Raw genomic sequence first — 12,814 nt, 5'->3', positions numbered from 1 at the left:
GCCGTTGGTGCCGGTGACGACGACGGTGCGCCGACCGGTCCCGAGCTGACGCAGAATCGAGCGATCCAGGGTCATCGCCACCAAGCCGCCGATCATCGCACCGGCCCCCCGGCCAGTCACCCGGGATGCCCATCGCGCGCCGGCTCCGGCGGCCAGGGCGAGTCGTCCTCGGGCGGTGATCACGCGAGAAAGGTTATCCGCACGACACGAGGCGCAGCGACCCAGTGATGTCGGCTCGACGTGAAATCCTCCATTCATGCGGGACACTTCGACCACGGTGCCCTGGGGTCGGCCGTTAACTGAGCCCCACGCGGGTTGGGCCGTCATCGACGTCGAGACCTCCGGCTTCCGGCCGGGCAGCGCCCGCGTCATCAGCCTTGCAGTGCTCGCACTCGATGCCGAAGGGCACGTCGAGCAGTCCGTGGTGAGCCTGCTCAATCCGGGCGTGGATCCCGGTCCGACCCACATTCACGGGCTGACCGCCGAGATGCTCGAGGATCAGCCGCAGTTCAACGAGATCGTCGGCGATGTCGTCGAGCTCGTGCGCGGGCGCACGCTGGTCGCGCACAACGTGGCCTTCGACTACGGCTTCCTGACTGCCGAGGCCGAGCTGGCCGGCGTGGAGCTGCCGATCGACAGCGTCATGTGCACGGTGGAGCTGGCCCGCCGGCTGGAACTGGGCACCGACAACCTGAGGTTGGAGACTTTGGCGGCGCACTGGGGTGTGACGCAGCGGCGGGCGCACGACGCCTTCGACGATGCGGTCGTGCTGACCAATGTGCTGGCGGCCGCGCTGCAGCGGGCCCGGGAACGCGACGTCTGGCTGCCCGTGCGACCGGTCACCCGCCGGCGTTGGCCCAGCGGCAAGGTCACCCATGACGAGCTGAGGCCGCTAAAGGTGCTGGCCTCCCGGATGCGCTGCCCGTACCTCAACCCCGGTCCTTACGCCGGCGGCGGACCGCTGGTGCAAGGTATGCGGGTCGCGCTGGCGGCCGAGGTCGAGCGGACTCACGAGGAGCTGGTCGAGCGGATCCTGCATGCCGGGTTGGCCTACGCCGACGCGGTCGACCGGGAGACTTCGCTGGTGATCTGCAACGAACACCGTCCGGCGCGGGGCAACGGGCGCCTGGCTCACGAGCTCGGTGTGCCGTTGGTGTCGGACGCGACGTTCATGGATCACGTCAGCGCGGTGGCCAACGGAACGGGCGTCGACGACATCGTCGACGCGGCGCACGCGGGCGAGCAGTTCGCTCTTTTCTGATTACATCGGACTATGCCCACTGCCGAATCCCGTTCCGCGAGTCCGGTCAAGCGCTGTGTCGACTTGTGTGTGGCGGTGGCTGTGGGCTTGGCGGCGGCGTGCGGGTGCTCCCACGACGGCAGCTCAGCGCCGAAGGCGGCCGGTGTGCACGTTCCGGAGAACTTCTGCAGCCTGCTCAGCGCAGAAGACATCAGTCGGGTGATGGGCAGCGCGTATCCGGAGGCCCAGGGCAGCCAGTCCCCGAGTGAAGCCCAATGCACATCCATTCCGACCGCGGGCAACGACGTCAGCTACAAGCTCTACTGGAACAACGAGTACTGCATCGACGGCAAGCCGGTCGACAAGCAGTGCCTCGACTCGCAGGCCCAGGGGTTCGTGGTCAACAAGCAGTCCGCCGGTCACGTACAGAACGTCTCGGGCCTGGGTGATCAGGCGTTCTGCTTCGTGGCTCCGCCCGCAACCGTCGACGTGCTCAAAGGCTGGATCTATCTGATCGTGGGCGCCGGCAGCTGCGTGCAAGCCCAGACCCTGGCCGGGATGCTGCTGGCCAAGGTCTCGGCTTGACGCCTAATTGCTTGCGGCTCGGTTCACTGCCGACACCACGGCACGCAGCGATGCTGTGGTGATCGACGGCGCGATACCGACACCCCAAACCGTTTTACCGCTGATCGAGGCCTCGACATACGCCGCGGCTTGCGCGTCCTCTCCGCCGCTCATCGCATGCTCGGAGTAGTCCAGCACGGCCACGTCGAAGTCGATGGTTGCCAGCGCGTCGACAAACGCGGCGAGCGGTCCGTTGCCTGAGCCGCTGATCTCGGTCTCGACGCCGTCGACCTTCACCGTCGCCGTGATCCTGGTGACGCCGTGGTCTTCTTCGGACGCGTCGACGCGCTGCTTCATCCGTTCCAGCGGCCGCACCGGCGCGATGTACTCGTCGGTGAAGGCGTCCCACATCTCCTTCGAGGTGACCTCGCCGCCTTCTCCGTCGGTGATTTTCTGGATCACTCCGGAGAACTCGATCTGCAGTCGCCGCGGCAGCGCCAGGCCGTGGTCGGCTTTCATTATGTAGGCCACGCCGCCCTTGCCGGACTGCGAGTTGACCCGGATCACGGCCTCATAGGTGCGCCCGACATCGCGCGGGTCGATCGGCAGATACGGCACCTGCCAGAGCATGTCGTCGACGTCGGAGTCGGCGGCGTCCGCGGCAACCTTCATCGCGTCCAGGCCCTTGTTGATGGCGTCCTGGTGGCTGCCGGAGAACGCGGTGTACACCAGATCGCCGCCGTAGGGGTGACGTTCGGGTACCGGCAGCTGATTGCAGTACTCGACGGTGCGACGGATCTCGTCGATGTTGGAGAAGTCGATCTGCGGGTCGACGCCGCGGGAGAACTGGTTCAGCCCCAGCGTCACCAGGCAGACGTTGCCGGTCCGCTCACCGTTGCCGAACAGACAGCCCTCGATTCGGTCAGCTCCGGCCTGATAGCCCAATTCGGCTGCGGCGACGGCAGTTCCGCGGTCATTGTGCGGGTGCAGGCTCAGGATGACGGAGTCGCGCCGGGCCAGGTTGCGGCTCATCCACTCGATCGAGTCGGCGTAGACGTTCGGCGTCGCCATCTCGACGGTGGCCGGCAGATTGAAGATGATCGGGTTGTCCGGCGTCGGCTGGATGATGTCGCCGACCGCGTCGCAGACCTGCTTGGCGTAGTCGAGTTCGGTGCCGGTGTAGGACTCCGGCGAGTACTCGAAACGCCATTGCGTGCCAGGGTATTTGGCGGCCTCCTCGACGCACTTGCGGGCACCGTCGGTGGCGATCACCTGCACGGCAGCACGGTCGGCTCGAAACACCACGCGGCGCTGCAGAATTGAGGTCGAGTTGTAGAAGTGCACGATCGCCCGGTGCACACCCTCGCAGGCTTGGAAGGTCCGTTCGATCAGCTCGGGCCGGCACTGGGTCAGCACCTGGATGGTCACGTCGTCGGGAATCGCGCCGTCGGTGATGATTTCGCGAACGAAGTCGAAGTCGGTCTGGCTGGCCGACGGGAAGCCGACTTCGATCTCCTTGTAGCCCATGCGCACCAGCAGGTCGAACATGCGGCGCTTGCGTGCCGGGCTCATCGGGTCGATCAATGCCTGGTTGCCATCACGCAGGTCGACCGCGCACCACAGCGGTGCTTTGTCGATGACGCGATCGGGCCAGGTGCGGTCGGCCAGCCGGATCGGCTCGACCTCGTTGGCGAATGAACGGTAGCGGCTGACCGGCATCGACGATCCGCGTTGGGTGTTCCACGCGGGTTGGCCGTCACGGGGCGGGCCGGCCGGTTTGTTGATGCTCCGACTGGAGTTGAAGGCGTCGGGGGATTCGTCCGACGGTGGGGAATAGCTAGTCACGGTGATTGCTCCGGGGAATGAGGAGGCTGGCTTGCCTCGAAAGTCTTAGACCGGCGCATCGCGAACACCCGCGACAGGAAGCCGGTCTGGATCAGGCCCCGTCGCGGCGTCCGAGAAGGAGCACCCGCTGCACGCCCAGTACTTTACCGCGCCTGAGGGGTTGCCCGTAACCCACGGTGGCTACTTGGTCGCCGGGACGATGCGCACCGGGATATCGGTGTTCTCGTCGGTGTAGTAGCTGGCGCAGACGCGGTGGTAGCCGTCGGCGATCTGCATGGCCACCCCGGTGTTGAGCTCGCCGCGCACGGCCAGGATGGGCGAGAGAGCCGTGCCCTTCTTGATCTTCTTCAGGTCCCGTTGCACATGTGGATTGTCTATCGGCAGCAGTGCCAGACATGAGGCACGCAGCAGGTCCTTGGCTTTTTTGTGCACGATCGGGGCCTGCTTGAGCGCCGCAACGATTTCGCTGATCTGGGCATCGGGCGCGAGCAGGGCGAGATAGTCGGCCGCCGCCGGGTAGTCGTGCTCGTCGGGTTCTTCACCCCATAGCACCTTGCTACCACTAGCCATCGCTTCCACCTCTCTTGGCGCCGCTGCACCGAGCATTCACCGGCCACCACCGGATATCAACTGCGGCGACGCCGTGGGTGCAGGTCACCGGAGTCAGTCCACGTATTCTGTTGTCGACCTGAAGACGGCCGGAAAGGATCGACGTGGCGCTCGTCGTGCAGAAGTACGGCGGATCCTCGGTGGCCGACGCCGAACGGATTCGCCGGGTCGCCGAACGCATCGTCGAGACCAAAAAGCAGGGCAACGACGTGGTAGTGGTGGTTTCGGCGATGGGCGACACCACCGACAACCTGCTGGATCTGGCTCAGCAGGTGTGCCCGGCCCCGCCCGCCCGGGAGCTGGACATGCTGCTGACCGCCGGTGAGCGCATCGCCAACGCGCTGGTGGCGATGGCCATCGAATCGCTCGGCGCCCAGGCCCGCTCGTTCACCGGCTCGCAAGCCGGCGTCATCACCACCGGCGCGCACGGCAAGGCCAAGATCATCGACGTCACCCCGGCGCGGCTGCAGTCCGCGCTCGACGAGGGGCGGATCGTGCTGGTCGCCGGATTCCAGGGAGTGAGCCAGGACACCCGCGACGTCACCACGCTGGGCCGGGGCGGCTCGGACACCACCGCGGTGGCGCTGGCCGCAGCACTGAACGCTGACGTCTGCGAGATCTACACCGACGTGGACGGCATCTTCAGCGCCGACCCGCGGATTGTCCCGAACGCCCGCCGCCTGGACACCGTGACCTTCGAAGAAATGCTCGAAATGGCGGCGTGCGGCGCCAAGGTGCTGATGCTCCGCTGCGTGGAATACGCCCGCCGCTACAACATTCCGGTGCATGTGCGCTCGTCGTACTCGGACAGGCCGGGCACCGTCGTCACCGGATCGATCAAGGACATACCCATGGAAGAGCCCATTCTGACCGGCGTCGCACACGACCGCAGCGAGGCCAAGGTGACCGTCGTCGGCATTCCCGACCATCCGGGCTATGCCGCCAAGATCTTTCGCGCGGTCGCCGATGCCGATGTCAACATCGACATGGTGCTGCAGAACGTCTCCAAGATCGAGAACGGCAAGACCGACATCACCTTCACCTGCCCCCGCGACAGCGGCCGGGCCGCGGTGGAGAAGCTAGATTCACTCAAAGATCAAATCGGCTTCAGCCAAGTCCTTTACGACGATCACATCGGCAAGGTGTCGCTGATCGGCGCCGGGATGCGCAGCCATCCCGGGGTCACCGCGACGTTCTGCGAGGCGCTGGCACAAGTGGGCGTGAATATCGATCTGATCTCCACGTCGGAGATCCGGATCTCGGTGCTGTGCCGGGATACTGAACTAGATAAGGCCGTTGTCGCGTTACACGAAGCATTCGGCCTCGGCGGTGCCGAAGAGGCCCGGGTGTATGCGGGGACAGGACGTTAGATGGTCGCAATAGGTGTTGTAGGTGCCACCGGCCAGGTAGGCCAGGTGATGCGCAGGCTGCTGGACGAGCGCGAATTCCCGGCGACCAGCGTGCGGTTTTTCGCATCGGCCCGTTCGCAGGGTCGCAAGCTGCCGTTCCGCGGCCAGGAGATCGAAGTCGAGGACGCCGAGACAGCCGACCCTACGGGTCTGGACATCGCGGTGTTCTCCGCCGGCGCGACGATGTCGCGAGTCCAGGCGCCGCGGTTCGCCACGGCCGGGGTGACGGTGATCGACAACTCGTCGGCTTGGCGCAAGGACGACCAGGTGCCGCTCGTCGTCTCCGAAGTCAACTTCGCCGACGCCCGCAACCGGCCTAAGGGAATCATCGCCAACCCCAACTGCACGACGATGGTCGCGATGCCGGTGCTCAAGGTGCTGCACGACGAGGCTCAGTTGGTGCGCCTGGTGGTCTCGAGCTACCAAGCTGTTTCGGGCACCGGACTGGCCGGGGTGGCCGAGCTTGCAGACCAGGCTCGCGCCGTCATCGACGACGCCGAACAGCTGGTGCACGACGGCAGCGCGCTGCAGTTCCCGGAGCCGAAGGCCTACGTCGCGCCGATCGCGTTCAACGTCGTTCCGGTGGCCGGCAAACTGGTCGACGACGACTCCGGCGAAACCGACGAAGACCAGAAGCTGCGCAGCGAAAGTCGCAAAATCCTGAGTATCCCAGATTTACTGGTCAGCGGCACCTGCGTGCGGGTCCCGGTGTTCACCGGGCACTCGCTGTCGATCAATGCCGAGTTCGCCCAACCAATTTCGCCCGAGCGCGCCCGCGAGATCCTCGACGGCGCCCCAGGGGTGAAGCTGGTTGACGTGCCGACCCCGTTGGCCGCTGCCGGTGTCGACGAGTCCCTCGTCGGACGGATCCGGCGCGACCCGGGTGTGCCCGACGGACGCGGGTTGGCGCTGTTCGTCTCGGGCGACAATCTGCGCAAGGGCGCTGCCCTGAACACTATTCAGATTGCCGAGCTCCTCGCCGCTGAACTGTGACGTGCGGGTGAGTGCTGCCCGCCGGATCGCGAGCTGCTCACTGATCGCAGGTCTGATTGCCTGCCAAGGGTTTTCGGCCGCCCACGCCGACCCGCCCGCCCCGACGCCGCAGCCGGTGCTGCAGCCGCTGGCGCCCGGCGAAGTGATTCGGATCGGTCCGAGCGCGGGCACCGGCACGCCCACCGGCGATTACGGCATCGGGGCCACCGACTTGTGTGTGTTCATGGAATTTCCGACGCAGGTCGTCCAGGTCTGTGGCGACAGCTTCGCCGGTCAGGGCGTCGGCTTCGGCGGCTACTACTCGCCGATCGCGTTGCGGGTCGACACATCGTCGGTCGACGACCCCGACGGAGTGAAATACACCGGGGTCACCGGCGTCACCGAGCCGCTGCTGGCCGACCCGACGCCGTCGGGTGATTCGCAGCTTCCTGCCGGCGTCGTACAGATCAACCGGCAGAACTACTTGCTGGTCACCACCACCAAAGACCTGGTGCCGCAGAGCTCGCGGTTGGTGAAGGCCGATCCGGCACAAGGTCTTTGGCAGACGGTGCCGGGTTCGGTTCGAGAGGCCGACTACGCCGGTGGCCGGCAATCGCAGATCAGTGGCTACTACGACCCGATACCGACGCCCGAGTCGCCGTCCGGCTGGGTTTACATCGTCGCCGACAACTTCGACCGCAGCCAGCCGGCGGTGCTCTACCGAGTCGCGCCGGAAAATTTTGGTGATCGCGCCCGGTGGCAGGGCTGGGCTTCGGGTGTCGACGGTGGCTGGGGTGGAACGCCAACACCGTTGTGGGGCGATCAGATTGGTGAGATCAGCTTCACCCAGATCGACGGCAAGCCGGTGCTGTCGTATTTCAACGCCAGCACCGGCAACATGGAAGTGCGGGTGGCTGACGACCCGACCTCGCTGAGCAGTGCGCCGGTCACCACCGTCGTTCAGCACGACGAGTGGCCCGAACCCGCGGAAAGCCTGCCGTCGCCGCACGACAACCGGCTGGCCCAACCCTACGGCGGCTACATCTCGCCGGGTTCGACGCTGGACGAGTTACGGGTGTTCGTCAGCCAATGGCACAACAGCGATCCGCGGGCGCGGGCGCCGTATCGGGTGATCCAGTTCGCGGTCAACCCGTTCAAACCCTGGTCGGAGCCGTAGCTACTTCTGCATGGTCTCGAGTTCTGCTCGCGCCTGGTCGATTTGGTCGTAGGCGTACGTCACCATTTCGGCGGTGGTCATCGTCTCACCCTTGCCGGCCAGCGATTCGTAGGTCTTGTCGCCGAGGACATCACGAAGGTGGGTGATCGTCGGGACGAGTTGCGGATAACTTGCACGCGTAAAGGCACTTGCGGCGAACCCGCTGATGATCGCGGCCTGTTCGTGGTGTCCGAGCCGGTCCAATAGGGAGACAAGTATTGCCAGCGGGTTCTGCAAGAGAGGCGTATTGCCGACGTCGTAATAGCGGCCGATTAACACCATCAGAGTTTCGAAACATTCGATGGGATCACGGTGGGTAGCTGCAACAAGCAACACCGTTGACGCTGACGCCGATTCCATCTGTCGATTGCCACTCTCCCGAGCGATCGTCAGGGCTTGGGTAAGGGCGTCATAAGCCGCGGCGGCATCAGCATCGTGGTAGGCGAGGCCGTACGCTAACAGCGCGAAGCAGGCCGTACTCGGACTGCCAGCGGCGTCCGCGGCGGCGAGCAGGCCCTGCGATGCCGCCCTCGCTTCATCGCCTTCACCTAAGAAGTAGAACGCCATAACCAGGCATGCGCGGGTGATAGTTTGAGGACCCTCCTCTTGTTCGATTGCACTGCGGCACAACTCAGTCCACCGATCGCTCTGACCGGCATGGCTATACACGACGCCGGTCGAGTTTTGCAACTCATAGAGAATCTTGTCGAAGCTTCCGCTCTGCGTTAACTGGCGGCTGATATCGAGATAGCCGACGGCATCGTCCAACCGTCCCGCCGCGTAGCACCCCGCGGCGACCACGTACAGCTGCGCAAGCCGCCGATGGTTCACCCTGCGTGCAGATTCAATGAGTTCCTCTGCCCACCCAACGGGCTCGTACTGTTCGACCATAGTGCCGAGGAGTGTCGCGTAGAAGGCGAGGGCCACGGCGCTGTCGAGATCGCCTTCATCGGCAGCCCAGCGGAATGCGGTGCGCAGATTGGACAATTCGGCGGTGAACCACGTGTAGGCCTCGCGTTGTCGGGGGCTGTCCCACAGGGCCATGATGTCGGCTTCCCGCCCGGCGAAGTAGCGGGAGTGGGCGCCTCGAATCTCGGATGCTTCACCGCGGGCGACGAGTTGTTCCTCGGCGAACTGGCGGATCGTTTCCAGCATCGAATACCGGCTGCGCCCGGCCGACCGGTCGGCGGCCAGCAGCGACTTGCGTACCAGCTTATCCAGCAGATCCAGGGTGGCGAAGTCATCGGCATCTGCGAATCCTGCTACGGCACAGGCACTTTGCAGGTCAAATCCACCCGCGAACACCGAACACCGATCTAGCAGTGCCTTTTCCGTGTCGTCGAGTAGGTCGTAGGACCAAGCGACGGCGTGGCGCAGGGTGTGGTGGCGTGCCAGACCACGCCGCGACCCGACCAGCAGCCGGAATCGCTGATCGAGGCGATCGCGCACCTCGCTGGCGGTCATGGTCGCCATCCGCGAGGCCGCCAGTTCGATGGCCAGCGGGATCCCATCGACGCGCCGGCAGATCTCCACCACCGCGGCCCCCTCGCTGTCGTCGCCTACCTGGAAGCGCGGCGAAACGTTCTGCGCCCGTTCGACAAACAACGCCACCGCCGCCGAGTCGACACCTGCGCCGACATTCAACGACGGCACCGGCCACAGCTGCTCATCGGAGATTCCAAGTCCTTCGCGGCTGGTGGCCACAATCTTCGTCGTTGCCGAGGCTGCGAGGATGGCCTCGATCAGATCGGCGGTGGCGTCGAGGAGGTGTTCGCAGTTGTCGAACACCAACAGCCGCACCCTGCCCTCCAGCGCGGCGGCCACGCTTTCGGCCACGCTCTTGCCGGGTTGCCGGGTGATGCCCAGCACCGCGGCCACCGCGTCGGGCAGCGCGGTGGGATCGGTTACCGCGGCCAGCTCGAAAAACCACACCCCGTCTGGGAATTCGTCGACCAGCCGCCCCGCCACTTCGAGCGCCAGCCGGGTCTTGCCGACCCCACCCACCCCGGTCAGTGTGACCAGCCGATGAGCCTTCACCGCGGCTTGTACCTCGCCGGTCTCGGACTCGCGTCCTATCAAGCTGGTGGGCGCCGGGCGCAGATTCCCCGGACCCGCATCCAGCGCCCGCAACGACGGAAAGTCCGTGCGCAGGCCCGGCGCTCGGACCTGAAACATCCCGACCGGCGTGGGCAAATCCCGCAATCGTCGTGGCCCCAGATCGACCAGATCAACCCCGCTCAGTAGGCCCGCTGTCGAATCGGCCACCAGGATCTGCCCGCCATGACCGGCGGCCATCACACGTGCGGCCCGATTCAAAACCGCACCGAAGTAGTCGCCGTCGCGCAGTTCGGCCTCGCCGGTCGCCAGCCCCATCCGGACCGGTAACGCGAGCTTCCGCTGGGCTCCGACGGCGGCATCAACGGCGGCCTTTGGTGACGAGAAGCCGGCGCACACCCCGTCGCCGGTGTGCTTGAACAAAAACCCACCATGAGCCTTAACCGCGGTACGCAATACCGCATCGTGTGCCGCCAGCGCCGCCCGCATCGCCTCGGCATCGGATTCCCACCGACGGGTCGAACCCTCCACATCGGTGAACAAGAACGTCACCACCCCAGAAGGCGCGGCCGCCGCGGTCACGCGCACAGGATGTCACAGCAAGGCCACTTCTACCCAGCAAACCCGGCTGGCTTTACAGACTTTCGTGTGCCTCTTGTTCAGGGACAGCGTTCAGTGCGACGGACCAGAGCCTCGCTGGTTGAGAGCTGTAGTCCCCGACCGCCTAACTCACGCCCTCTGTACGGAGTCCAGCCGAAGCGCGTGGCTGAGGAGCAAAAAGGGTAGCCGCCCCTTGGCTTATTGGAATCGAATAAAGGACACACAATGAGCGGCGCGGACAAAGCCCGAAACAAGGTGCGGCAGGTCGCCGGCAAGATCAAGGTGGCAACCGGCCGCGCGACCAACGATCCAGCGCTGGCGGCGGAGGGCAGGGCCGATCAGCGATTGGCTCATCTGAGGGACGCCGGAGAAAAGGTCAAAGACGCATTCCGGCCCCGACGCCGTCGGCAGATTTAGCTGGCGGGCCTCGAGATAGCCGAGGCGATCAGTCCTGCGGATGTCGTTCGACGCGCGACCTCTGAGCGCAGCGCACGGATCGCGGCACGCGCGGGGTATGTCATAAGTGGGGTCGTTCACCTGCTGATCGCCTACCTCATCGTCCGCATCGCACTCGGGAACAGGGCAAACGCCGATCAGACCGGCGCGTTGGCAACTCTCGCCGACACCACCGGCGGTTTCGCCACGTTGTGGGCCGTCGCGGCGGCGCTGGTCCCCCTGACGCTGTGGCGGCTCGCGGAAACGACTATCGGCCTTCACCCAGCGGAGCACCGGCGTGATCCGCAAGATTTTCGAGTGGTCAACCGGCTCAAGGCTTTCGGTCTCGCCGTGGTATATGCCGCGGTCGCAGTCACCGCGGTTCAGTTCGCGCTCGGAAGGCGCAAGTCCGGCGCCGCCCAGGACGCTGGGCTCAGCGCCCGGTTGATGCAGTCCACGCAGGGCAGGGCGCTCCTGATCATCGTCGGCATTGTCATCGTCGCAATCGGCAGCTACTTTGCCTTCAAGGGAGCATCGCGCAAGTTCCTGAATGACCTTACTGTGTCGCCCGGGTGGACGCTGACTGCGTTGGGCGCATCTGTGGCTATGTAGCCGAAGGCATCGTCTTAGCCTGCGCTGGCGTGTTGGTAGTCGTCGCCTCCATTCGCGCCGACCCTTCCAAGGCAACGGGTCTCGACGGTGCGGTGAAAGTCTTCCGGCAAGCTCCGTTCGGCACAGCGCTGATTCTCTTGGCGGGCAGCGGGTTTGCCGCCTACGGCCTCTACAGCTTCGCCCTGAGCCGTTACTCGCGGATGTGACGGCTCAGTTCACCAGCGGCGGGCATCCCCGCCGAATCTCACAGGAGACTCCCTGTTACCTCGCACATCGACGGATCCGGCGTGCCATCCGTGTTACTTGAGGCATTGGCCTGCATCGATCGGCAGTGTGACACCGGTGATGTAGCGGGATTCGTCGGACGCGAGGAACAGCACCGCGTTGCTGATGTCCTGCGCCTCCACCCACGGGATCGGCAGCGTGTGGAACGTCTGACAAAACGGGGCCAAATCGTCGGGGCCGGGATTCTCCAAGTCGGGGCGCACCAATCTGTAAAGCCCCTCGTTCAGCACCATCGGAGTGTTCACGAACGTGGGGTGCACCGAATTCACCCTGATCATGTGCTGACCCAGTTCGACCGCGAACGACCGCATGAGGCCAACGACGCCGTGTTTGGCGGCCACGTAGTGACCGAGGTGGAGATTGCTATACGCCTTGAACCCGTTGACCGAGCTCGTCAACACAATCGAACCGCCCTGACCACCCGACAATATATGGGGCACACCGGCTTTCACAGTCTTCCACACGCCCGACAGGTTCACATCGATCATGTCCTGCCAGTCCTTTTCGCTGACTTTATCGAGCGTTCCGCCGTCGTCGCTGCCGGCGCTGCTGATGCCGGCATTGGCCACGATGACGTCCAGTCGGCCCAACTGCTCCACCCCGCTGTCCACTGCGGCTTTGAGGGCGTCGTAGTCACGCACGTCGATTTCGGCGGTGACAATGCGGCGGTTATAACCCCTGACCAGATCCGCCGTCTCCGCCAAGTCTTCCGGCGTGGACGGCGGGTTCAAGAATCCTTCGACCGGTCCGCAGATGTCGATGGCAATGATGTCGGCGCCCTCTTGCGCCAATCGCACCGCATGTGCTCGGCCCTGACCGCGCGCCGCCCCCGTGATGAACGCGACCTTACCTTTGACTCGACCAGCCATAACAAGCTCAATTCTATTTTCTTGCAGCCAAATTCATGACACTCGACTATTTCAAGGCGGCGCCGGGTCCCGGACGGGTCTGGTCGATCTGGTCGTAGGCGTA

The 12,814-nt window shown here is 65.0% G+C and carries 10 protein-coding genes and 2 pseudogenes; 7 read left to right on the top strand and 5 right to left on the bottom strand.

What is annotated here, in order from left to right:
- A pseudogene (locus tag VGH54_RS12130) lies at positions 1 to 183 on the bottom strand (DUF1727 domain-containing protein); the annotation flags it as partial.
- Between the two features lie 73 nt (positions 184 to 256).
- Between VGH54_RS12130 and VGH54_RS12125 the strand changes: the two are divergent.
- Together VGH54_RS12125 and VGH54_RS12120 are read left to right on the top strand one after the other, a co-directional pair.
- Entirely contained in the window at positions 257 to 1,261 is a 1,005-nt protein-coding gene (locus tag VGH54_RS12125; RefSeq protein ID WP_331512245.1) for a DEDDh family exonuclease, read from the top strand.
- A gap of 12 nt (positions 1,262 to 1,273) precedes the next feature.
- Positions 1,274 to 1,825 carry a hypothetical protein gene (locus VGH54_RS12120; protein WP_331512243.1) on the top strand — a complete coding sequence of 184 codons (552 nt, stop codon included), beginning with the start codon at positions 1,274 to 1,276 and terminating at the stop codon, positions 1,823 to 1,825.
- Between the two features lie 3 nt (positions 1,826 to 1,828).
- Here VGH54_RS12120 and leuA read toward each other — a convergent pair whose 3' ends face one another.
- Both leuA and VGH54_RS12110 read right to left on the bottom strand, forming a co-directional pair.
- Positions 1,829 to 3,649, bottom strand: coding sequence for a 2-isopropylmalate synthase (leuA, locus tag VGH54_RS12115; protein WP_331512242.1), 1,821 nt, complete (start codon positions 3,647 to 3,649; stop codon positions 1,829 to 1,831).
- Positions 3,650 to 3,829: 180 nt separating this feature from the next.
- Entirely contained in the window at positions 3,830 to 4,219 is a 390-nt protein-coding gene (locus tag VGH54_RS12110; RefSeq protein WP_331512240.1) for a hypothetical protein, read from the bottom strand.
- A 143-nt stretch (positions 4,220 to 4,362) separates the two neighbouring features.
- On the opposite strand from VGH54_RS12110, the gene VGH54_RS12105 reads away from it, so the two are divergent.
- From VGH54_RS12105 to VGH54_RS12095, 3 genes are read left to right on the top strand one after another with little or no spacing between them, the layout of a single operon-like run.
- On the top strand, positions 4,363 to 5,628 hold the full coding sequence (locus VGH54_RS12105; RefSeq protein ID WP_331512239.1) for an aspartate kinase: 1,266 nt from the start codon (positions 4,363 to 4,365) through the stop codon (positions 5,626 to 5,628).
- Entirely contained in the window at positions 5,629 to 6,660 is a 1,032-nt protein-coding gene (locus VGH54_RS12100) for an aspartate-semialdehyde dehydrogenase (protein WP_331512238.1), read from the top strand.
- 7 nt (positions 6,661 to 6,667) lie between these two features.
- Entirely contained in the window at positions 6,668 to 7,816 is a 1,149-nt protein-coding gene (locus VGH54_RS12095) for a DUF4185 domain-containing protein (RefSeq protein WP_331512237.1), read from the top strand.
- Here the strand turns inward: VGH54_RS12095 and VGH54_RS12090 are convergent, their stop codons facing one another.
- Positions 7,817 to 10,498: an adenylate/guanylate cyclase domain-containing protein gene (locus VGH54_RS12090; RefSeq protein ID WP_414688694.1), complete on the bottom strand. Its 2,682-nt coding sequence runs from the start codon at positions 10,496 to 10,498 to the stop codon at positions 7,817 to 7,819. It lies immediately after the preceding gene.
- A gap of 237 nt (positions 10,499 to 10,735) precedes the next feature.
- Here VGH54_RS12090 and VGH54_RS12085 point away from each other — a divergent pair, with 237 nt between their 5' ends.
- Together VGH54_RS12085 and VGH54_RS12080 are read left to right on the top strand one after the other, a co-directional pair.
- Positions 10,736 to 10,927 carry a CsbD family protein gene (locus tag VGH54_RS12085; RefSeq protein ID WP_331512233.1) on the top strand — a complete coding sequence of 64 codons (192 nt, stop codon included), beginning with the start codon at positions 10,736 to 10,738 and terminating at the stop codon, positions 10,925 to 10,927.
- Positions 10,928 to 11,763: pseudogene (locus VGH54_RS12080) on the top strand (DUF1206 domain-containing protein).
- 93 nt (positions 11,764 to 11,856) lie between these two features.
- On the opposite strand, the gene VGH54_RS12075 reads toward VGH54_RS12080, so the two are convergent.
- On the bottom strand, positions 11,857 to 12,711 hold the full coding sequence (locus VGH54_RS12075) for a mycofactocin-coupled SDR family oxidoreductase (RefSeq protein ID WP_331512232.1): 855 nt from the start codon (positions 12,709 to 12,711) through the stop codon (positions 11,857 to 11,859).
- Positions 12,712 to 12,814: the final 103 nt, after the last annotated feature.

Origin of the sequence: Mycobacterium sp. (assembly GCF_036488105.1) — a bacterium.
In the GTDB taxonomy this organism is placed as follows: domain Bacteria; phylum Actinomycetota; class Actinomycetes; order Mycobacteriales; family Mycobacteriaceae; genus Mycobacterium.
Note: the sequence above shows the minus strand (reverse complement) of the source record. Positions and strands in the feature narration are given on the sequence as shown.